The organism is Curtobacterium sp. MCBD17_035, from assembly GCF_003234815.2.
Taxonomy (GTDB): Bacteria; Actinomycetota; Actinomycetes; order Actinomycetales; family Microbacteriaceae; genus Curtobacterium.
In genome coordinates this window covers 1,379,082-1,401,470 of record NZ_CP126279.1, presented here as the reverse complement: position 1 = coordinate 1,401,470, position 22,389 = coordinate 1,379,082, and the positions used below count along the sequence as shown (strand labels likewise).

Genomic DNA, 22,389 nt, shown 5'->3' with positions numbered 1-22,389 from the left:
CGACGTCACGCTGCGGGGTTTCGGGTCCTCGCCGCGAGTCGTGCCCTGGGTTCGGGGTCCGGGGCACCGTGGTCGTGACGCCGGTTCGGGGCGGCGTCAGCGGGTTGACTGGCTCGTCGTGGCTGCGACAATAGCGACGCTCAGCGCCGATGTCCAGTACCCGTCCGGCTCGTGCGCCGACCCTGACCCGAACCCGAGAAACGCGAGACCCGAATGTCGCACCTCCCGACCATCTCCGTCGTCGTCCCGTCCTACCGACGCCTCGACCGCCTGTCCGACATGCTCGACCACTGGCTCCGACAGGACCTCGACGAGCTCGTCGTCGTGCTCGACGGCCCGCACGACGGGGCGGAGGCCGCGCTCGCCCGGGCGACGGCGGACCCCCGCATGCGCCTCATCACGCTCCCCGAGAACCGCGGGAGGTCGATCGCGCGCTCGGTCGGGCTCGAGGCCGCCACCTGCGACGTCGTGCTCGTCGCCGACGACGACGTCCTGCCGCTCGAGGGGCTGGTCGAACGCCACCGGGCCTTCCACGCGGAGCACCCCCGCAGCGCCCTGCTCGGCTACATGCCCGTGCGTCTGACACCCCGTCGGGGCCGCGACGAGGCGGCGACCCGCATCTACGCCCGCGACTACGAGAACCAGGTCGCGGTCTGGCGCACCGGGGACGCCATGACGCTGCTGACGTCCTTCTGGGGTGGCAATGCGAGCATCCCCCGCGACCTCTACCGCGAGGCCGAGGCGTACCGGCCGCCGGTGGAGCTCGGCTACAACGAGGACCTCGACCTCGGGCTCCGGCTCGCGGCCATCGGCGCGGGTGCCGGCTTCGACGAGCGTGCCGCGGCTCGGCACCTGCACACCCGGGGCATCGACGCGTTCGTCGCCGAGTGCGTCGTGCGCGGCGAGGCCGTCGCGGATCTCGAGGACCTGTGGCCGGAACTCCCCGGCCAGCTCGGTGACCTCGTCGTCGTGCCGGCCACCCACGGGCGCCTCGGGCGGATCCAGCAGCACATCGGCGACCGCGACACGCCCGGGACATCCGAGTCGATCATCCGGATCGCGTACCGAGTCGCCGGTGTGTTCCGAGCGTGGCGCCTCCAGGACGCCCTGGCCCGGTTCCTCCGCCGTGCCATGGCGATCCGGGGGTACCGACTGCGCCGCGCCCTCCACCCGACGCCGGTCGGCTGACGGACGCCGACACGCCGCTGGACGCCCGTCCGGATCAGGAATCCCGTCGCGGTTGCTTGACGCTCGCGAGCCGGGGCAATACCGTGGCCAGCACGCGGAACCCGAATCCGCTCGACCCTCGGTTACCCGGCCAGGATCGACCCTCTGACTGCTCAACCGCGTCGTGCCCCGAACACGACCGCGGACCCGTCGTTCCCGAAGACGACGAGTGCGTCGGCGATCGTCGTCCCCGAACGGATCGCCGTCGGTCACCTGTTGACCCGAAGAGCAGGCTCACCCATGTCGAATGCAGTGTTCGACGCGCCCGGCAACCCCGACCCGGACGCGCCCACCGCTGAATCCCCCATCTGGACGGATGCCCCGCACGCCGTTGCGGTGCCCGACCGATCCGCCGAACGGCTCCGTGCCGTGGTGGGTCTGACGGACGCCGTGCTCGTCGTGGCGGCACTCGGAGCCTCGATGCTCGTACCCGACCTCTCCCGCTCCACGATCTCCCGCATCGCCCTGCTCGCAGGTGTCGCCGTGGTCTGGATCGTGTGGCTCGCGGTGTTCGAGCGACGTGGCCTCCTCGGGCTCGGCAACGGGAACCACGGTGCGGGGGCGATCCTCACCGCGACGGCTGCGTCCGTCGCGACCCTCGCCCTCGCATCGTGGTCCACCGGGATCGACCTCCGCGGCGTCGGCCTCCCCTGGGCCGTCGCCGCGGGGGTCGTCCTCCTCCTCGTGGCCCGGCTGTCCTGGGTGCGGTGGATCCGACGCGAACGACTCGCGGGCCGCCTGCGCCGCCGGATCGTCCTCGTCGGCTCCCCCGCCGGCATCGCCGAGGCCACCGCACACCTCACCAGCCGTGTCGCCGCCGGGTGGGACGTCGTCGCATCGGTCGTGCCCGCGCCCGACGCCCTCGACGTCGACCTCCCCGTGCGCGTCGCCGAGGCGCTCGATGCGACCGGGGCGGACCTCGTCCTCGTGACCGGGGCCGACGCCCTGACCGCGGACCGGGTCCGGAAGCTCAGCTGGGACCTCGAACACCGCGCGTGCGAACTGGTCGTCGCCCCGACCATCGTCGACGTCGCGACCGGGCGGCTCCGGAGCGAACGCATCGCGGGTCTGTCCGTGCTGCACGTCGCCGCGCCCACCTACACCGGGCCGCAGCGCGTGGTGAAGCGGGCGACGGACGTCGTGGGCTCCCTCCTGTTGCTCGCGGCGCTCTCGCCGCTCCTCCTCGTCGTCGCGATCGCGGTCCGGACCACGAGCGCCGGCCCGGTGTTCTACCGGCAGGAGCGGATCGGCGCCGGGCACCAGGCATTCGACATCCTCAAGTTCCGCTCGATGGTGACCGACGCCGACGCCCACCTGCACAAGCTCCTGGCGGCGCAGGGCACCAGCGACCGGCCCCTGTTCAAGATCGCGGACGACCCCCGGCTGACCCGGATCGGGGCGTTCATCCGCCGGTACTCCATCGACGAGCTGCCCCAGCTCGTCAACGTCCTCCGCGGCGACATGAGCCTCGTCGGGCCCCGCCCCCAGCGGCCCGCCGAGATCGCCCTCTACGACGCCAGCGCACACCGACGTCTCAAGGTGCGCCCCGGCATGACCGGCCTCTGGCAGGTGAGCGGCCGCTCCCGCCTGTCGTGGCAGGAAGCCATCCGCCTCGACCTCGACTACGTCGAGAACTGGTCCCTCGCCCTCGACCTCGGGATCCTCTGGCGCACCGCTCGTGCCGTCGTCGGTTCCGACGGCGCCTACTAGGAAGGAACGACGAGTCATGCCCGGACTCATCGTCCACGAGTGGATCGGCCGTTCCGGCGGGTCCGAGAAGGTCCTCGACGCCTTCGCCCGCATGTACCCGGACGCGGACGTGTTCTGCCTCTGGAACGAGGCGCCCGACCGCTTCGCACCCGGACGGGTCACCGAGAGCCTCCTCGCTCGCACCCCGCTCCGCGGTCGCAAGGCCCTGGCGCTCCCCGCGATGCCCGCCGTGTGGCGTCGGCTCCGCGCCGAGGGGTACGACTGGGTGCTGTCGAGCTCCCACGCGTTCTCGCACCAGGTCGTCGCCCACTCGGCCGTGCCCGCCGACCGGCACTTCGCGTACGTGCACACGCCCGCCCGGTACGTCTGGACCCCGGAGTTCGACGGCCGCGGGAACGGGCTCGCGAGCCGGATCGCCGCCGTGCCGCTCCGCCTGACCGATCGGCGCCGCGCTGCGGCCCATCGGAACATCGCGGCGAACAGCGCCTTCGTGCAGGGCCGCATCCGCGACACCTGGGGCAAGGACTCCCGCGTGATCCACCCGCCGGTCGAGGTCGCCGACCTCCAGGCCGTGTCCGACTGGCGGGCCCTGCTCGACGACGACGAACGCCGCGTCCTCGACGCCTTACCGGCCGGTTACGTGCTCGGTGCCTCCCGGTTCATCCCCTACAAGCGACTCGACCTCGTGATCGCGGCCGGCGAGGCCGCCGGGCGTCCCGTCGTACTCGCCGGGGGCGGCCCGGAGCAGGCGGCGCTCGAGGCCCACGCCGCGGCGGCGCGTGTGCCCGTCCGGTTCGTGCTCGACCCGTCCGACCGGCTGCTCCGGGCCGTGATGGCGCAGGCGGCCGTGTACGTGTTCCCGGCCGTCGAGGACTTCGGCATCATGCCGGTCGAGGCGATGGCGCTCGGCGTCCCGGTCGTCGTCGGACCGACCGGCGGCGCGACCGAGTCGGTCGTCGACGGCGTCACGGGCGCGGTGGCGTCCGGCCTCGGCGCGCACGAACTCGCGGCCGCCGTCGACCGTGCCGTCACGGTCGACCCCGACGCCTGTCGCCGACGGGCGCGGGACTTCGGCGCCGAGCGGTTCGCCGACGAGGTGCGGGACTGGATGCTCCCGGTCCTCGCCGGTGGCACGGCGGCGGCGCTCGTCACGGCGGGCTCCGGCGTGCCGATCGCCGCGGCCGCGACGTCCGCCCCGGCCTGGTCGGTGACCCGGCACGGCGTGACCGCCGTCGCGAGGGACGAGCCGGCCGACATGGCGTCGGCCCCGCTCCGCCCCGGTGCGCGGCGGTCCGAGCACGACCTCGACGACGAGCCCCTCCTCGCGGTGCCGGTCCCCGGCCGCGGGCCGCGTACCGGCCGCCGCGGTCGGCGCTCCCCCGTCGGCGCCCGCATCGTCGTGAACGGCGCCTTCCGCACGCAGCGGGTGACGGGGCAGCAGCGGTACGCGACCGAGATCGCGGATCGGCTGTCGGGCCTCCCGGACGTCCGCGAGACCGCGGCCGGCACCGGTGGGGACCGTCCGATCGCCGCCTGGGCCCGAGCTCAGTCCGCCGGCGTCGGCCGGTCCGCCGACGAGTACCTGCTCACGCTGACGAGCCGCGGTCCCGCGCTCGCGGCCCGGCACGTCGTCGTCGTGCACGACCTGTTCGTCCTCGACCACCCGGAGTGGTTCAGCCGGCGGTACGTCGCGACGCACGCGCCGGTGCTGCGGACCCAGCTCCGCTCGGCCGCCCTCGTGGTCGCGGTGAGCGAGCCCATCGCGGGGCGCGTCCGGGCCCTGCTCGGCCCGGGCACCCCGGTCGTCACGGTGCCGAACGCGCCCGCCGACCCGTTCCGCCCCGGCCTCGCGGTGCCCGAGTCCGCCGGTGCGCGTGAGGCCGCCGGACGGTACGTGCTCGCCGTGGGCAGTGACGACCCGCGCAAGAACACCGCCCGGCTCGTCGCCGCGCACGCCGCGCTCCCGGAGGCCCTGCGGACGACGCACCCCCTCGTGATGGTCGGGGGCGGGAGCGCGATCTACGCGCGCACCGACGCGGACGACCGCGGGGCGCTCCGCCTCGGGTACGTCGATGACGCCGAACTCGCCCGCCTCTACGCCCACGCCGCACTGGTGGCGTTCCCGAGCCTCGACGAGGGCTTCGGCCTCCCCGCCGTCGAGGCGTTCGCCGCCGGATCGGACGTCCTCGTCTCGGACGTGCCGGCCCTGCGCTGGGTGTGCGGTGACGACGCCACCTACGTGGACCCGACCTCGACCGACGCGATCCGCGACGGGCTCGCCGCCGCGCTCACCGGGCCGACCGCTGCCGACGAGCGCGCCCGCCGGGCCGCGACGATCCGCGACCGGTTCTCGTGGGACCGCAGCGCCACGCTCCTCCACGACGCGGTGACGCGCCTGGTCCGGGCGGGAGGCACGGCATGAGGATCGCACATGTGTCCAGCTCCCTGCTCAGTCCGCTGGGCGGCGCCGAACAGTACTGCCTCGCACTCGCCGGAGCACAGGTCCGTCGCGGGCACGACGTCACCGTCGTCACCGGTTGGGTCGACGACGGGGCCCGCGCCCTCGTGGCCGCGACGGGCGCACGGCTCGTCGTCGTGCCCGGACGCCGTCCCTACTCCCCGGACCGCCAGGGCACCGGCCGCCTCGCCCGGGTCCGGTTCCACGCGGCCGAGCTGCGCGACTCCCTCCGTCCGACGGCCATCACCCGTTTCCTCGAGGACGGCGGGTTCGACGCCGTGCACGTCCACCGGTTCTCCGGGTTCGGGGCCGCACCGTTCCGGCTCGCCGGTCCGCGGGTGGTGCACACCGCGCACGACTTCACGCTCGTCCACACGTCGGCGTCCCTGACGCGCGGCGACGCCCCGATCGACCACGTCGGTCGGGTCCAGGGGCTCCGATCGCGCGTCGTCGCCGCTGCCATCCCGCGCGACGCGACGCTCATCTTCCCCAGCGAGCGCACGCGCGACCGGCACGCGGAACGCGGTTTCCGACTCGACGCCCACCGAAGCACGGTGCTGCCGCACGGTTGGTCGGCGCCCCGGGACGCCCCGCCGCGGAGCGAGTCCGACGTGCTCCGCGTCCTGTTCCTCGGCAAGCTCGCCGAGCACAAGGGGATCCCGCTGCTGCTCGAGGCGTGGGGCGCCGGCGTCCCGGGCGCCACGCTCACCGTCGGCGGTGACGGTCCCCTGCGCGACGCCGTGTCGGCGGCCGACGCGGTGGTCGCTGCCGGCTGGCTCGACGAGGCCGGGCGGGCCCGCGCCCTCGCCGAGACCGACCTGCTCGTGATGCCGAGCCGGTGGGCCGAGAACTTCCCGATCGTCGTGGCCGAGGCCCTGCTCGCCGGGGTGCCCGTCCTCACCACGACCACGGCGTCACCCCCGCTCGTCGCGGACGGCGACAGCGGCCTCGTCGTGCCGCCCACCGCCGCCGCGCTCCGGGGCGCGATCGAACGACTCGTCGACGACCGCGCGCTCCGCGCCGCACTCCGCGCGGGAGCGACCCGTCGCGCTGAGGAACTCGACATGGACCGGCACGTCGACCGGGTCCTCGAGCACTACGGAGCGTCCGCATGAGCCCCCGCATCCGGGTCGGCACGGACATGATCGCCGTGCAGACGGTCGCCGCGAGCATCGACCGGTTCGGCGACCGCTACCTCGACCGCATCCTGTCGCCCAGGGAGCGGCTCCAGTGCCACGACGAGCCGCACCGCGTCGCCGCGCGCTTCGCCGGCAAGGAGGCCGTGGTCAAGCTGCTCCGCCCGGCTCCCGACGAGCCGGTGCTGCCGCACGACGTCGAGATCCTCAGCCTGCCGAGCGGCGCACCCGTCGTCCGGCTCCACCACGCCGCCCGTGACCGATCGGTCCGCGAACGGCTCCAGTCCGTGAGCGTCTCGCTCACCCACGAGGGCGGATTCGCCGCCGCGACCGCCGTCTCCGTCATCCGGGGGAAGGAACACCAGCCAATGTCCACGATCATCCGCGAGGTCCTCGAGCGCCACGGCCACCTCTCCGTCCCCGTCGCCCAGGTCCTCGACACCGACGACCTGTACCAGGTCGGCCTGACGTCACACGCGACCATCACGGTCATGCTCGCCGTCGAGGAGGAGTGCGACATCGAGTTCCCCGACGAGGCGCTCACCCGCAGCACGTTCGCCACGATCGCGTCGATCGAGGCGGTCGTCCGCGCTCAGGCGGTGGCAGCGTGACGGTCCTCCCCGACGTCCGCGCCACGGACGTCGTCTCCCTGCACGACCGCGCGGTCGAGGCCGCGGGCGTCGCCGCCGAGTGGGCGGACCGGATCGACGCCGAAGGACGGTTCCCGAGCGAGTCCGTGGCGGCGCTGCGCCGACTCGGACTGCTCGCCGCGGTCCTCCCGGTCGATCTGGGCGGCGAGGGCGCCACGCTCACGGAACTCGCCGACGTCGCGACCGTCCTCGGCGGCGCCTGCGCCTCCACGGCCATGGTGTTCGCGATGCACGTCGGGCAGGTCGCCACGCTCGTCCGCCACGGCGGCACGAGCGTCGCCGCCGCCCGGCTCCTCGCCCGGGTCCGCGACGAGGGCGCCCTCATCGCCTCGGCCACGACCGAGATCACGACCGGCGGCGACACCGGATCGAGCGGCTGCTCGGTCGAGGCCACCACCTGCGGCGTGCGTCTCGCCAAGGAGGCCCCGGTCATCTCCTACGGTCTCCATGCCAGCGCGGTGCTCGCCACCGCGCGCCGGAACGCGGACAGCCCGCCGTCCGACCAGGTGCTCGTGGTCTGCCCGGCCGAGCGCACCGAGCTCGTGCGTCGGAGCGGCTGGGACACCCTCGGCCTCCGCGGCACAGCGAGCGAGGGGTTCTCGCTGACCGCCGACGTCGACGCGGACCACGTGCTCGCCCAGCCCTTCGCCGAGATGTCGGCGCAGACCATGACGCCGGTGTCGCACGTGCTCTGGGCCGCGGCCTGGCTCGGCATGGCCCGGAGCGCCACCGAGACCGCCCGCGCGTCGGTCCGTCGCGCCGCCCGCAAGGCCCTCGGCACCACCCCGCCCGCAGCACTCCGCCTCGCCGAGGTCGAGCTGCGCGTGCAGTCCCTGGCCGACACGATCGAGGCGTCCGCGCGACGGTGGGAGGCGGCGGCGAACGAGCCCGCCGTGCTCGAGTCCGTGGCGACGGCCCGCTGGGTCAACGGCCTCAAGGTCACGGCGAGCGAAGCCGTGCTCGACATCGTCTCCCGCGCGCTCGTGATCACGGGCATCGCGGGGTACCGGCTCGGAGACCCGTCGAGCCTGGGCCGGATCGTGCGCGACGCGCACGGCACCGCCCTCATGGTCGGCAACGACCGCATCCTGCACCACAACGCCAAGATCGCAACCATCAGCAACGGAAGGTCGAACCCGTGACCGACACGACAACAGCACCGCAGACCACCGACCTCGACACCGCCCGCCTCGCGTTCCGCGACGAGCTCGTCGACGCCGGCCTCCTCGTCCCCGCCGGGGAGCCCGGCCTCTTCGGCCGCAACGGCACGTTCGACGACGTCGTCGACGCCGTCGACCGGTACATCACGCTCGGGTTCGCCGAGCTCGCCCCGGAGCGGATCCGCTTCGCCCCGGTCATCGCCCGGTCCGCCTTCGAGCGCACCGACTACGTGGCCTCGTTCCCGCAGCTCACGGGTGCCATCCACACGTTCACGGGCTCCGACCGCGACCACGCCGCGCTCCTCGCCGCGCGTGCCGCGGGCGAGGACTGGGACCGGTTCCTGCACCCCGGCGAGACCATGCTCGTGTCCGCCGTGTGCCACCCGCTCTACGACCACCTGGCGGGCCAGCAGGTCGACGGTCGCGTGTTCGACGTCGTCGGGTACACGTTCCGCCACGAGCCCTCCGACGACCCGATGCGGCTCCAGTCGTTCCGCATGCACGAGTTCGTCTACGTGGGCGGCGAGGACGACGCCAGGACCTTCCGCAACACGTGGAGCGAGCGCCAGGCCGCGATGCTCGCCGCCCTCGGGCTCGACGTCACCCGCGTCCCCGCGAACGACCCCTTCTTCGGCCGTGCCGGCAAGTTCCTCGCCGCGAACCAGCTCACCGACGAGCTGAAGATCGAGGTCACCGTCCCGATCTACCCCGGGCTCTCCGACGGCACCGCGATCGCCAGTGCGAACAGTGCGGCCGACCACTTCGGCGCGCCCTTCGGGATCACGACCGCGGACGGCAGCGTCGCCCACACGTCGTGCATCGCGTTCGGCATGGAGCGGATCACGCTCGCCCTCTTCCGCACGTTCGGGACCTCGCTCGCCGACTGGCCGGTCTCGACGCTCGACCAGCTGTCGCTGCGCTGATGCCGGCGCTCGACACGTGGCTCGGCGGTGGGGCCGTGCTCGCGACCGTCGAACGCCCCACCCGGCCCGGTTCCACCGGGGTCGTCGTCTGCCCACCGTTCGGGCACGAGCACGTCCTCGCCTACCGGACCGAACGCCTCCTCGCCGCGCGACTCGCGGACCACGGCATCGCCTCCGTCCGCTACGACCACCCCGGCAGCGGGGACTCCGTCGTCGCCGCGACCGCGACGTCCCATCGTGACGGCGCACGGCTCGCGGCGGAGGCGCTGCGCACCGCCGGCTGCACCCGAATCGTGTACGTCGGCCTCGCGTCCGGGGCCCTCGTCGCGGCCGCGGCCGCCGACGACGACCCGGACGCCGCGGGGCTCGTGCTCTGGGACCCGCCGCGGTCCGGACGCTCCTGGCTCCGCGCGGCACGGGCACTCGCCGCGGTCTCGGTGGCGGGGATCGACACCAGACCCGGATCGGCGGTCACCACCGCCCACGACGGCACGGTCACCGTGGTGGGTGCCGACATCCCCGCCGACCAGGCAGCGGCGATCGGGGCCCTCGGGTATCCGACCGGACCGGCCGACCGCATGCCCGTGCTCGTGGCGGTGCGGAACGACGGGGACCGCCGTGTCCCGGCCGGGTACGACCGGGACGGGATCGACATCGTGCGGGTCGATGGGCACGAGGCGCTCCTCGGCGTGTCGAGCCTCTCCGCGCGCATCCCCGCCGCGAGCGTCGACGCCGTCGGCGAGTGGGTGACCCGCCGTGTGCCGCCCGAGCCCGTCCCGGCGCCGATGGAGCTCGTCCCGACCGAGCGGGCGGTCGTCGACCAGGACGTCGAGGAACACCTCGTCCGCATCGGACCGGACCACCTCTTCGCCGTCGACACCAGGCCGCGGCACGGCGACGACGACGCCCCGACCGTGGTGCTGCTCAACGGTTCGTCCGAACACCGCATCGGCGTCACGCGCCTGCAGGTCGACCTCGCTCGACGACTCGCCGCGGCCGGCATCCGGTCCGTCCGTGTCGACCGTCGGGGCACGGGCGAGACCGGACCCGTCGTCGCCGACGAGCCGAGCCTGCTCTTCACCCAGGAGTGGATCGACGACGTCAGCCACGTCCTCGACCACCTCGCGCTCCCGGCCGACCGGGTCGGGATCGTCGGACTCTCGGTCGGCGGGTGGTTGGGCCTCCAGGTCGCCGCGGGTCGTGCCGGGTTCGTGGTCGGCCTCAGCCAGGCGGACTACCGGTCCCGCCCCGCAGCACCGGGTGCCGTCGCGGCCGCGGACGCGGAGGCACGGCCCCACGTCCGCACACGCCGTGACGCGCTCGTCGCCGCCGTCAAGCGGCACCTGCCGTACCGCGTGGCGTTGGCGCTGGCCCGGCGTGGACACGTGCAGTTCGTCGAACCCGTCATCCGCGCGCCGCTCGCGGCCGGCACCGACGTGACCCTCGTGCTCGGTCCGGGCGACGGCGCCGTCTTCCGGGCACGAGGCGGCGCCACGGCAGCCCACCGGCTCGCGCACCTGCCCGGGACGCTCCGGGTCGTGGAGCTCCCGGAGGCCGACCATGCGATGTTCGGTGCCGCGACGCGCGAGGCGGCCACGGAGGCCGTGCTCGCCACCGCCGTCGCGGCCTTCGTCCAGGACCCATCCGTCCGGCAGGCCGTGGGCGTCTGACGACCGAGGGGCCGTGCCGGATCGGCACGGCCCCTCGGCGCACGGCCCCTCGGCGCACGGCCCCTCGGCGCACGGCCCCTCGGCGCACGGCCCCTCGGCGCACGGCCCCTCGCCGCACGGCTCAGACGGCGGCGGGTGCGGGCGTCAGGCGATCGAGCGCGGCTCGGTACTCGCTGACGTCGCGGGCGAGCCCCGGCTCGGTGATGATCGAGGCGCGGATCCGACCGTCGGTGTCGATGACGAACGTCGCGCGGTTCGCGAAGCCCTTCTTCTCGAGGAAGACCCCGTACTCCTTGCTGACCGCACCGTGGGGCCAGAAGTCCGCGAGCAGCGTGAAGTCGTACCCGTTCGAGTCGGCGAACGAGCGGAGCGTGGCCTTCGAGTCGACGCTGATGCCGATGAGCTCGACGCGGTGGTCGGCGAACATCGCGATGTTGTCGCGGAGCGCGCAGAGCTCGCTCGTGCAGGTCGAGGAGAACGCGAGCGGGAAGAACACGAGCGCCACCGGACGCACGCCGCGGAAGTCGCTGAGGCGGACGTGCTCGCCGCGCTGGTCCGGCAGTTCGAAGTCGGGAGCGAGGGAACCGATCTCGAGTGCCATCTGGCGTGCTTCTCTCTGGGTCTGCCCCGGTCGCGGGACGGCATGGGTCCCGGCTGCATCACGCGCATACCCGGGCGGGCGCGCGCACGACGTGAGATCCTACGCCGACGGCACGCGAACGCAAGCGCGGTGCCTGTTGCCGCGTGCGCTGGCACCGAGCCGCGCGAGCGCGTCGGACGCGGGAACTAGAGTGGTCTCGCCCATCCACGCGTCGTGACCCGGCGACGGATGCATCGACATGTCCACCACGAACGAACGAGGTCAACGGTGACGGTGAACGACCAGGACCCCCAGCGTCAGCCATGGATCGCGGGTGCCGACACCCAGGACCAGGACCCGGAGGAGACCGCCGAGTGGCGTGAGTCCCTCGACGGCCTGGTCGCCGCGAACGGCCACGGCCGGGGGCGCGAGGTCATGCTCAGCCTGCTGCAACGCTCGCGCGAGCTCCACCTGGGCGTGCCGATGGTCCCGACCACCGACTACGTCAACACCATCGCGCCCGAGAACGAGCCGGAGTTCCCGGGCGACGAGGACCTCGAGCGCCGCTACCGCCGCTGGATCCGCTGGAACGCCGCCATCACGGTGCACCGCGCCCAGCGCCCCGGTGTCGCGGTCGGCGGCCACATCTCGACCTACGCGTCGAGCGCCGCCCTGTACGAGGTCGGCTACAACCACTTCTTCCGCGCGCAGGACCACCCGTCCGGCGGCGACCAGGTCTTCTTCCAGGGCCACGCCTCCCCCGGCATGTACGCCCGGGCGTACCTGGAGGGCCGTCTCAGCGAGGACCAGCTCGACGGCTTCCGGCAGGAGCACTCGCACCAGGGCGGCGGACTGTCGTCGTACCCGCACCCGCGTCTCATGCCCTCGTTCTGGCAGTTCCCGACGGTCTCGATGGGCATCGGGCCGATCAACGCGATCTACCAGGCGCAGCAGGCCAAGTACCTGACGAACCGCGGCATCAAGGACGCCTCGGAGCAGCAGGTGTGGGCGTTCCTCGGCGACGGCGAGATGGACGAGGTCGAGTCCCGGGGCCAGCTGCAGGTCGCGGCGAACGACGGCCTCGACAACCTGAACTTCGTCATCAACTGCAACCTCCAGCGCCTCGACGGCCCGGTGCGCGGCAACGGCAAGATCATCCAGGAGCTCGAGGCGTTCTTCCGCGGTGCGGGCTGGAACGTCATCAAGGTCGTCTGGGGTCGCGAGTGGGACGACCTCCTCGCCCGCGACACCGAGGGCGCGCTCCTCAACCTGATGAACCGCACCCCCGACGGTGACTACCAGACGTACAAGGCCGAGAACGGCGCGTACGTCCGCGAGAACTTCTTCGGACGCGACCCGAAGGCGCTCGCACTCGTCGAGGACTACACGGACGACCAGATCTGGAACCTCAAGCGCGGCGGCCACGACTACCGCAAGGTGTACGCGGCGTTCAAGGCGGCCTCCGAGCACAAGGGCCAGCCGACGGTCATCCTGGCCAAGACGGTCAAGGGCTACGGACTCGGTCCGAGCTTCGAGGGCCGCAACGCGACCCACCAGATGAAGAAGCTGACGCTCGACAACCTCAAGCAGTTCCGCGACGAGATGCGGATCCCCGTGTCGGACGCGCAGCTCGACGAGAACCCCTACCTGCCGCCGTACTACCACCCCGGACACGACGACGAGGCCGTGCAGTACATGCACGAGCGTCGGCGTGCCCTCGGCGGGTACGTCCCGGAGCGCCGGACCAAGTACACGCAGGTGACGCTGCCGGACGACGGCCGCTACGCCATCGGCAAGAAGGGCTCGGGCAAGCAAGAGGTCGCGACGACCATGGCGTTCGCCCGCCTGCTCAAGGACCTGCTCCGCTCCCCCGACTTCGGCGACCGCGTCGTGCCGATCATCCCGGACGAGGCCCGCACGTTCGGCATGGACGCGTACTTCCCGACCGCGAAGATCTACAACCCGAACGGCCAGCACTACACCTCGGTCGACCGCGAGCTCCTCCTCGCCTACAAGGAGAGCCCGCAGGGACAGATCATCCACGTCGGGATCAACGAAGCGGGAGCCCTCGCGGCCTTCACCGCGGTCGGCACGTCCTACTCGACGCAGGGTGAGCCGCTCATCCCGGTCTACGTCTTCTACTCGATGTTCGGGTTCCAGCGCACCGGCGACGCCCTGTGGGCCGCTGGCGACCAGATGGCGCGCGGGTTCCTCATCGGCGCCACCGCGGGCCGCACGACGCTGACGGGTGAGGGTCTGCAGCACGCCGACGGCCACTCGCTGCTCCTGGCGTCGACGAACCCGGCCGTGGTCGCGTACGACCCCGCGTACGGGTACGAGATCGCACACATCGTGCAGTCCGGACTCGACCGCATGTACGGCACGAACGAGGACGGCTCGCCGAAGCACGCCGACCCGAACGTCATGTACTACCTCACGGTGTACAACGAGCCGCTCGTCCAGCCGGCAGAGCCGGAGCACGTCGACATCGACGGCATCGTGCGCGGCATGTACCTGCTCAAGGCCGCCGAGCACGACGGCCCGAAGGCGCAGCTGCTCGCGTCCGGTGTCGCCGTGCCGTGGATCCTCGAGGCCCAGCAGCTGCTGGCCCAGGACTGGGGCGTCTCCGCCGACGTCTGGAGCGTCACGAGCTGGAACGAGCTCCGTCGTGACGGCCTCGCCGCCGCATCGGACGCCTTCCTCCACCCCGAGGAGCAGCCGCGCACGCCCTTCGTCACCGAGAAGCTCCAGGGCACGCACGGCCCCGTCGTCGCCGTGAGCGACTGGTCGCACGCGGTTCCCGACCAGATCCGCGAGTTCGTCCCGAGCGACTACGCGACGCTCGGAGCCGACGGCTTCGGGTTCTCGGACACCCGTGCCGCCGCGCGTCGGGTCTTCCTGATCGACGGCCCGTCGGTGGTCGTGCGGACCCTGCAGCAGCTCGTGCGTCGCGGTGAGATGGATCCGTCGGTGGTCCGTCAGGCGATCGACAAGTACCGCCTGTGGGACGTCACGGCCGGCACGACCGGCAGCGCGGGCGGCGAGAGCTGACCCGCCCGTGAGCGCACTGCGCGCCGATGCCCTGGGCCGGGCGGGCGACCGGGGACGGACGCTCGCCTGGCTCCGCCAGGTGTCGGGCGAACTCGCGAGCGCGACCATCAAGCGCCTCGAGGACACGCTCCCCTGGTACGGGGAGATGCCGCCCGGCCGCCGGTCGGCCGTCGGCCTGGTCGCACAGGCGGGCATCACGTCGTTCATCGCCTGGTTCGAGGACCCCGCGGCCACTCCGTGGATCGCGGCCGACGTCTTCGGCGCGGCACCGCGCGAACTGCTCCGGTCGGTGAGCCTGCAGCAGACGCTCCAACTCATCCGCGTCGTGGTCGAGGTCGTCGAGGACCGCGTGAAGGACGGCGACGACGGCCTGCAGGAGGCCATCCTCCTGTACTCCCGCGAGATCGCGTTCGCCGCGGCGGACGTCTACGCCCGGGCCGCGGAGGCCCGCGGGCTGTGGGACGCCCGACTCGAGGCCCTCGTCGTCGACTCGATCCTGTCGGGCGAGTACGACGACGAGCTGCCGAGCCGGATCGCCGCGCTCGGCTGGCACGGGCACGGCGAGGTCGCGGTGCTCGTCGGCACCGCGCCGCCGCAGCTCGAGGTGGACACGATCCGTCGGACCGCCCGGCACCTCGACGCCGACGTCCTGATCGGTGTGCAGGGGGCGCGCCTCGTCGTCGTGATCGGCCGGGCCACGCCCCGGGACGACACACCCGAGGGCGAGGACCCGACCTCGTTCACGACCATCGCCGAGGCCCTCGCACCGTCCTTCGGCGACGGACACCTGGTCCTCGGCAACGAGGTCCCGGGTGTCGTCGACGCCTCGACGAGCGCCAAGGCCGCCCTCGCCGGCTTCGCGGTGGCCCGGGCGTGGCGGGGCGCGCCCCGACCCGTGCTGGCCGACGACCTGCTGCCCGAACGTGCCCTCGCGGGCGATCCCCTGGCGCGGACGGCGCTCGTCCAGCGGATCTACACGCCGCTCAAGGACCAGTCCGGTGAACTCCTGCAGACCCTCTGGTGCTACCTCGACACGGGACGCAGCCTCGAGGCAACGGCGCGGGAGCTGTTCGTCCACCCGAACACGGTCCGCTACCGGCTCCGCCGGGTGGCCGACGTCATCGGATGGGACGCCACCCACGCCCGCGACGCGCTCATCGTGCAGTCGGCGCTCATCATCGGGGCGATGTCGGAGTCCACGGGCCAGCGACGACGCCGACCGCCACGGCGCTGACCGACACCGTCCCGGCCGCCAGGGCGAGTCCCTTCGTTCGGGTCCCACAATGTCGGACCCGATTTCTGTGACGGTCCGCACACATGCCTGCCCCTGCACGCCGGGGAGGATTGTCCGGTGATCGTCGTCGTCGCCCCCGGACAGGGCTCGCAGACCCCCGGATTCCTCGCCCCGTGGCTGGAGGACCCGGCCGTCCGTGACCGGGTCGCCGCGTGGTCGGACGCGATCGGCGTCGACCTCGTCGCGCACGGAACGACGAGCGACGCCGACACCATCCGCGACACCGCGCTCGCGCAGCCCCTCATCGTCGCCGCGGGACTCGTGACTGCGGACGCGCTGCTCGCGGACGGGCGCCGGAGCCTCGTCGGCGGCGTCGCCGGGCACTCCGTCGGCGAGTTCACCGCCGCCGCGATCGCGGGTGTGCTCGCACCCTCGGACGCCGTCGCGCTCGTCGCCGAACGCGGACGCGCCATGGCCGACGCCGCCACCCGCACGCCGACCGGCATGAGCGCCGTCCTGGGCGGCGACCAGGAGGCCCTCCCCGCCGCGATCGAGGCGGCCGGGCTCAGCGCCGCCAACCACAACGGCGGCGGTCAGACCGTCGTCGCCGGTCCCGTGGAGGCGCTGGCCGCGTTCGCCGCGGAGCCGCCCGCCAAGGCCCGGGTCGTCCCCCTCAGCGTCGCCGGTGCGTTCCACACGGACTTCATGGCCCCCGCGGTCGACCGCGTGGCCCCGCTCGCCGCAGCGGCCTCGGTGGCCGACCCGACCCTCCCGATCTGGACCAACGCGGACGGCTCCCGTGTCGAGGACGGCCGGCGCTTCGTGGACCTCATGGTGCGGCAGATCGCGAACCCGGTGCATTGGGACGCCGTCATGGACTCGTTCGTCGCCGCCGGGGTCACCGGCATCGTCGAACTCGCACCGGCCGGTGCGCTCGTCGGGCTCGCCAAGCGGGCCATGCGCGGCACGCCGACCGTGGCGGTGAAGTCGCCCGAGGACCTCCCCGCGGCCATCGACCTGCTCGAGTCGGCGGGAGCGGCCGCGTGAGCGCGGACGAGGGCGTCCTCGACCCGGCGCCGTCGCGCCCGATGCTCGCCCAGCGGACCGGTCACGCCTTCACCCGCATCCTCGGCATCGGGGCGGCCCGGGGCGAGCACGCGGTCCCGAACGACGACCTCGTCGGGCCGATCGACTCGTCGGACGAGTGGATCCGCCAGCGCACCGGCATCGTCACCCGTGCGCGGGCCGGTGACGACGTCCAGGCCGTGGACCTCGCCGAGGCGGCGTCCCGCGAGGCGATCGCGGCCGCCGGGATCACGGCGGAGCAGATCGGCGTCGTGCTCGTCTCCACCGTCACCAACACCGTCGCGACGCCGTCGATGGCGTCGCTCCTCGCCGAGCGCATCGGTGCCGCGCCCGCCGCCGCGTACGACATCAGCGCCGCGTGCGCCGGCTACGCGTACGGCATCGCCCAGGCCGACTCCTTCGTCAAGACGGGCGTCGCCGACCACGTGCTCGTCGTCGGGGCCGAGAAGCTGAGCGAGATCGTCGACCCGACGGACCGCTCGATCTCGTTCCTGCTCGGCGACGGCGCCGGCGCGGCCGTGGTCGGGCCGAGCGACACCCCGGGCATCGCGCCGACGGTCTGGGGATCCGACGGCTCCAAGTGGGACGCCATCCGCATGACGAGCACGTTCTCCGAGTGGCGCGCGGGTGGCGAGCAACCCACCATCCGCCAGGAGGGCCAGACGGTCTTCCGCTGGGCGGTGTGGGAGATGGTCAAGGTCGCCAAGCGCGCGCTCGAGGTCGCCGGCGTGGAGGCCTCGGACCTCGCCGCGTTCGTACCGCACCAGGCGAACATGCGGATCATCGACGAGTTCGCCAAGCAGCTCGGGCTCCCGGAGCGCGTGGTGATCGGCCGCGACATCACGACGACCGGCAACACGTCGGCCGCGAGCATCCCCCTCGCGACCCACCGCCTGCTCGAGGAACACCCGGACCTCCACGGCGGCCTCGCCCTGCAGATCGGCTTCGGCGCCGGACTCGTGTTCGGCGCGCAGGTCGTCGTGCTCCCCTGACCGTTCCACCCGGCGTGCCGCCTGCGGCGCTCCCGAACCCCCAGACCCGGCGTGCCCTAGGCTTGTCCACGGTCATCGACACCCCCTCAAGGAGAAGAACAATGGCAGCGTCCACCGAAGAAGTCCTGGCCGGCCTGGCCGAGCTCATCAACGACGAGACCGGCATCGCGACCGACACCGTGCAGATGGACAAGTCGTTCACCGACGACCTCGACATCGACTCGATCTCGATGATGACGATCGTCGTCAACGCCGAGGAGAAGTTCGACGTGAAGATCCCGGACGAAGAGGTCAAGAACCTCAAGACCGTCGGTGACGCCGTGAACTACATCGTCAAGGCGCAGGGCTGACACCCGCCTGACCCGTCGTGGTCCGGATCCCCTCGGGTCCGGGCCACGACGTGTCCTGGCGCCCGTCGCGCCGCCCGTCGCACCGTCCGTCCTGCAGAAAGACCGTCGTCCATGACCACCAAGCACACCGTCGTCGTCACGGGGATCGGCGCCATCTCGCCGCTCGCCGCGACCGCCCCCGCCACGTGGGATGCCCTGCTCGCGGGCGAGTCGGGGATCACCGCCATCGAGGAGGACTGGGTCGAGCGCTACGACCTGCCCGTCCACTTCGCCGGGCAGGCCCGCCGCTTCATCGGCGACCAGCTGACCCGCCAAGAGGTCAAGCGCCTCGACCCGGGTTCGCAGCTCGCGCTCATCGCCGCGCGCGAGGCCTGGTCGGACGCCGGCATCGACGACGAAGCCATCGTCCCCGAGCGCCTCATCGTCGACTGGGCGACGGGGATCGGCGGCGTCAACACGCTGCTGGACGCGTGGGACACCCTGCGCGAGCGCGGTCCCCGGCGGATGCTCCCCATGACCGTGCCGATGCTCATGGCGAACGGTCCGGCCGCCGCGATCGAGATGGCGTTCGGCGCCCGCGGCGGTGCCCGCACCTACATCTCGGCCTGCGCGTCGAGCACCGAGTCCCTGGTCGAGGCCTACCGCCACGTCGCGACCGGTGACGCCGACATCGTCATCGCCGGTGGATCCGAGGCGGCGCTGCACCCGATGCCCCTCGGGGCGTTCGCGGCCATGCAGGCGCTGTCCCGCCGCAACGACGACCCGGCCACGGCCTCCCGGCCCTACGACGTCACGCGCGACGGCTTCGTGCTCGGGGACGGCGCAGCGGCGCTCATCCTCGAGACCAAGGAGCACGCCGAGGCCCGAGGCGCCCGGATCTACGCCGAGGTCGCCGGTGGCGGCATCACCTCCGACGCCTTCCACATCACCGCCCCCGACCCCGAGGGCAGCGCGGCCGCCCGGGCGGTCATCCAGGCGCTCGAGCACGCCGGTGCCGCGCGAGAGGACGTCGTCCACGTGAACGCGCACGCCACGAGCACCCCGGTCGGCGACGTCGCCGAGTACCACGCGATGCGTCGCGTGTTCGGGGAGCACCTCGACGGCATCGCCGTGTCCGCCACGAAGGCGTCGACCGGGCACCTGCTCGGCGGTGCGGGTGCGATCGAGGCGATGTTCACGGTCCTCGCGCTCGCGAACCGCGTCGCACCGCCCACCATCAACCTGACGGAGCAGGACCCGGAGATCGTCATGGACGTCGTCCGCGAGCCACGCACGCTCGGCGACGGCGACCTGCTCGCGATCAGCAACTCGTTCGGGTTCGGCGGCCACAACGCGGTCGTCGCGTTCCGGACCGTCTGACCGCGCGCCCGGGCGACATGTCACAGGGCCGGGAGCGTCTGCTCCCGGCCCTGTGTCGTGTCCTGACGATCCGCGGCCGATCAGCCGACGCGGTGCAACCAGACGACGGGGTTGTCCTCACCGGCGTACCGGAACGGCTCGAGCTCGTCGTCCCACGCCTGCCCGAGCGCGAGGCGTAACTCGCGGTGCAGCTCGAGCGCGTTGCTGCCCGCCAGCTCCATGGCGTACCGCACCCGGTCCTCGGGAACGACCACGTTGCCGGCAGCGTCCGTCTGCGCGTAGAACACGCCGAGGTCCGGCGTGTGCATCCACCGGCCGCCGTCGGACTGCTCGGTCGCGTCCTCGGTGACCTCGTACCGCAGGTGCTCCCAACCCCGGAGCGCGGACGCGATCGCCGCACCGGTGCCCACCGGACCCGTCCAGGTGTACTCGGTGCGCCGGGCGCCTTCGAGCACGGGCTGGTCGAGCCACGAGAAGTTCACGGCACGGCTCATGGCGCGACCTGCCGCCCATTCGACGTGCGGGCAGAGCGCGCGAGGTGAGGAGTGCACGTAGAGCACACCCCTCGTGGCCGGACGTCCGGCCGTCACGGTTCCTGGGGTCACGATTCCTCCGATCATCAGGTGCGACTTCCCCATCGACCTGGACCCGGAGGCTCACGACCACGCCTGCCTCCGCAGACGGAACCGATTCGATATGCGATTGTGACGTCCGAGGGACGTGCTCATTATGCACGGGCACCGCTGGGAACGCCAGTGTGCTGCGCGCGTCGGCGGCGGCCCTCAGTGCAGGACGGCGCCGTCGGCGTCGTACCCGTGGGTCTCCCCGGCCTCGACGGGCACGGGCAGGCGGTTCTCGGGCGGCGGGACCGGGCACGCGTACTGGTACGAGAACGCGCACGGCGGCAGCACCGCACGGTTGAAGTCCACCGTGATCGGACCGGCCGCACCGGGATCGTCGAGGAACAGGAACCGGCCCATCGAGTAGGACCGCTCCCCCGAGGTGGCGTCCTGGAACACGAGCTGGAGCCGGTCCCCCGCACGGACGACGACGAGCGCGCGGTCCTCGACGCCGATCCGGATCCGGAGGGTCCCCGCGACGGGGAGCGGGGCGCCGGCCGCGTCGGTGACGCTGCCCCGGCCCTCCCGGTCGCCGGGCTCCCACACGCCGGTCCGCACCCACGCCGTCGACACGGGGAACACACCGATGTGCCCGAAGCGGGCGATCGCCGGCGAGGCCGGATCCCACACCCGGAGTGCGTGGCCGGCGGTGGTCGCGGCGACGGAGCCGGAGGTGCCGTCGGCGAACCGGACGGCCGAGGCCACGACGGCGTCGTCGCCGGCGACGTGCACCGTCCCGTCGACGAGCACGTCGTCCACGACGACCCCGGCATCGGCCGTCGCGGTGACGCTGAGCCCGCCGATCGCGGGCGCCCACGTCCCGGGGACCGGCCACACGGGCTGCGGCACCGTGACGGTCTGGCTGTTGACCAGGGCGAGCGGCCCCCGTGGACTCCGCACCCACCGCTCGCGCTCGGCACGCAGCGCCTGGAGGGCCGGATCGCCGCCGTCGCGCCGGTCGCCGTCCGCGGTCGTCACAGCTGGTCCTGCCGGGGGTAGATGACCTCTTGCACGATGATGATCACCGACGCGGCGACGGGCACGGCCACGAGCGCGCCGAGGACACCCCCGATCGTGCCACCCGCCACCGCGGCGATGACCACGAGGGCACCGGGGACCTGCACGGCCCGCGACATGATCCGCGGGGCGATCACGTAGGCCTCCACCTGCATGTACACGAGGTAGTAGATCGCGGCGACGAGCGCGGTGAGGGGTGATGCGAAGAGGCAGATCAGACAGATCACGATCGCGGCCCCGAGGGTGCCCACGAGCGGGACCAGCGCGCCGAGGAACGCGAACGTCGCCAGGAGCACGGGGAGCGGCGCGCGGATGATCAGGAGGAACACGAGGCTCAGCACGCCGTTGAGGACGGCCTCGGCGATCTGCCCGACCACGTAGCGACCGACGGACCGGGTGATCTGCTCGGTGACGTCGGCGAAGTTCGCGCGACGCGACGCCGGCACGAAGCGGTACGTCATGCGCTTGATCGACCGCATGGACGCGAGGAAGTACAGCATGAGGATGAGCACGATCACCGCGCCGGTCAGCCCCGAGACGATGCCGGTCCCGACGGCGAGCAGTCCGCCGCCGACGCTGAGGAGGTTGCCCGGGTCCTCGACGTACTTGCTCGCCGATCCGAGCGCGTCGTCGATGTTGATCGAGCCGTTCAGCTGCCGCGACAGGTCCTGGACCCAGTCCTGCTGCGACAACCCCTGCACGAAGTCCGGGAACGACTGCACGAGGTTCGTGGCCTGGTCGACGATGACGGGGACGATCGCGAACAGGATCCCGACGAAGGCGCCGATGACGCCGAGCACGACCACGGTGACCGCGAGCCACCGCGGGATGATGCGTTCGAGCCAGTTGACGACGGGATCGAGGCCGAGGGCGACGAACACCGCGACGCCGATGTAGACGAGCACGGTGGAGAGCTCGCGCAGGAGGATCGCGGCGAGCAGCGCGACGAGGACGCCGATGCCCCCCATGAACCCGATACGGAACGCGTTGACCCGGACGCCCGTCGCACCGCGGTGCAGCTCGAACGTGACGTCAGGGCTCGGCGCGTGCATCTGCGACGTCTCGGCGACGCGTTTCCTCATGCCCTGACCCTACCGACCGGCACCGACGCGAGCGGGACGGCGCGGGCGAGCGGCCGGCTCCGAGGACGACCACCGACCGGACGC

General features: G+C 72.9%; 18 protein-coding genes. 14 read left to right on the top strand and 4 right to left on the bottom strand.

All coding sequences use genetic code 11. From position 1 onward, the window contains the following. Positions 1-213: 213 nt before the first annotated feature. The 8 genes from DEI93_RS06655 (at position 214) to DEI93_RS06620 (ending at position 10,934) form a co-directional block, all read left to right on the top strand. Positions 214-1,188 (top strand): glycosyltransferase, encoded by a 975-nt coding sequence (locus DEI93_RS06655; RefSeq protein ID WP_111012565.1) that lies wholly within the window; start codon positions 214-216, stop codon positions 1,186-1,188. Between the two features lie 279 nt (positions 1,189-1,467). Continuing rightward, positions 1,468-2,937 (top strand): sugar transferase, encoded by a 1,470-nt coding sequence (locus tag DEI93_RS06650; protein ID WP_111008709.1) that lies wholly within the window; start codon positions 1,468-1,470, stop codon positions 2,935-2,937. 16 nt (positions 2,938-2,953) lie between these two features. After that, positions 2,954-5,359, top strand: coding sequence for a glycosyltransferase (locus DEI93_RS06645; protein ID WP_111119149.1), 2,406 nt, complete (start codon positions 2,954-2,956; stop codon positions 5,357-5,359). An 11-nt stretch (positions 5,360-5,370) separates the two neighbouring features. After that, positions 5,371-6,510, top strand: coding sequence for a glycosyltransferase (locus DEI93_RS06640; protein ID WP_181435287.1), 1,140 nt, complete (start codon positions 5,371-5,373; stop codon positions 6,508-6,510). After that, the gene (locus DEI93_RS06635) at positions 6,507-7,142 is read left to right on the top strand and encodes an acyl carrier protein (protein WP_111008706.1); all 636 of its coding nucleotides are present in this window, start codon (positions 6,507-6,509) and stop codon (positions 7,140-7,142) included. The genes DEI93_RS06640 and DEI93_RS06635 overlap by 4 nt, the downstream gene beginning before the upstream one ends. Next, on the top strand, positions 7,139-8,323 hold the full coding sequence (locus DEI93_RS06630) for an acyl-CoA dehydrogenase family protein (protein WP_220037846.1): 1,185 nt from the start codon (positions 7,139-7,141) through the stop codon (positions 8,321-8,323). Before DEI93_RS06635 ends, DEI93_RS06630 begins: the two co-directional genes overlap by 4 nt. Continuing rightward, positions 8,320-9,264: an amino acid--[acyl-carrier-protein] ligase gene (locus DEI93_RS06625; protein ID WP_111119150.1), complete on the top strand. Its 945-nt coding sequence runs from the start codon at positions 8,320-8,322 to the stop codon at positions 9,262-9,264. Before DEI93_RS06630 ends, DEI93_RS06625 begins: the two co-directional genes overlap by 4 nt. Further along, positions 9,264-10,934, top strand: coding sequence for an alpha/beta fold hydrolase (locus DEI93_RS06620; RefSeq protein ID WP_111119151.1), 1,671 nt, complete (start codon positions 9,264-9,266; stop codon positions 10,932-10,934). Before DEI93_RS06625 ends, DEI93_RS06620 begins: the two co-directional genes overlap by 1 nt. A gap of 121 nt (positions 10,935-11,055) precedes the next feature. Here DEI93_RS06620 and DEI93_RS06615 read toward each other — a convergent pair whose 3' ends face one another. Then, positions 11,056-11,535 (bottom strand): peroxiredoxin, encoded by a 480-nt coding sequence (locus DEI93_RS06615; RefSeq protein ID WP_111119152.1) that lies wholly within the window; start codon positions 11,533-11,535, stop codon positions 11,056-11,058. 267 nt (positions 11,536-11,802) lie between these two features. Between DEI93_RS06615 and aceE the strand changes: the two genes are divergently transcribed. The 6 genes from aceE (at position 11,803) to DEI93_RS06585 (ending at position 19,586) form a co-directional block, all read left to right on the top strand. Continuing rightward, positions 11,803-14,565, top strand: coding sequence for a pyruvate dehydrogenase (acetyl-transferring), homodimeric type (gene aceE, locus DEI93_RS06610; protein WP_502868539.1), 2,763 nt, complete (start codon positions 11,803-11,805; stop codon positions 14,563-14,565). Positions 14,566-14,581: 16 nt separating this feature from the next. Continuing rightward, positions 14,582-15,799, top strand: coding sequence for a PucR family transcriptional regulator (locus DEI93_RS06605; protein ID WP_181434699.1), 1,218 nt, complete (start codon positions 14,582-14,584; stop codon positions 15,797-15,799). A 117-nt stretch (positions 15,800-15,916) separates the two neighbouring features. After that, a complete protein-coding gene (locus DEI93_RS06600; RefSeq protein WP_111119153.1) occupies positions 15,917-16,846 on the top strand; it encodes an ACP S-malonyltransferase in 930 nt (309 codons plus the stop codon). 41 nt (positions 16,847-16,887) lie between these two features. Then, positions 16,888-17,877 (top strand): beta-ketoacyl-ACP synthase III, encoded by a 990-nt coding sequence (locus DEI93_RS06595; protein ID WP_111119205.1) that lies wholly within the window; start codon positions 16,888-16,890, stop codon positions 17,875-17,877. A gap of 101 nt (positions 17,878-17,978) precedes the next feature. After that, complete coding sequence (locus tag DEI93_RS06590) at positions 17,979-18,227, top strand: acyl carrier protein (protein ID WP_111008700.1); 249 nt, start codon at positions 17,979-17,981, stop codon at positions 18,225-18,227. A gap of 111 nt (positions 18,228-18,338) precedes the next feature. Beyond that, positions 18,339-19,586, top strand: coding sequence for a beta-ketoacyl-[acyl-carrier-protein] synthase family protein (locus DEI93_RS06585; RefSeq protein ID WP_111119154.1), 1,248 nt, complete (start codon positions 18,339-18,341; stop codon positions 19,584-19,586). Between the two features lie 80 nt (positions 19,587-19,666). On the opposite strand, the gene DEI93_RS06580 is transcribed toward DEI93_RS06585, so the two are convergent. The 3 genes from DEI93_RS06580 to DEI93_RS06570 form a co-directional block, all read right to left on the bottom strand. Continuing rightward, positions 19,667-20,206, bottom strand: a complete 540-nt coding sequence (locus tag DEI93_RS06580) for a DUF3145 domain-containing protein (protein WP_258368416.1) — start codon at positions 20,204-20,206, stop codon at positions 19,667-19,669. 162 nt (positions 20,207-20,368) lie between these two features. Beyond that, positions 20,369-21,184, bottom strand: a complete 816-nt coding sequence (locus tag DEI93_RS06575; protein ID WP_111026085.1) for a DUF1684 domain-containing protein — start codon at positions 21,182-21,184, stop codon at positions 20,369-20,371. Further along, entirely contained in the window at positions 21,181-22,305 is a 1,125-nt protein-coding gene (locus DEI93_RS06570; protein WP_111008697.1) for an AI-2E family transporter, read from the bottom strand. Before DEI93_RS06570 ends, DEI93_RS06575 begins: the two co-directional genes overlap by 4 nt. Positions 22,306-22,389 lie beyond the last annotated feature (84 nt).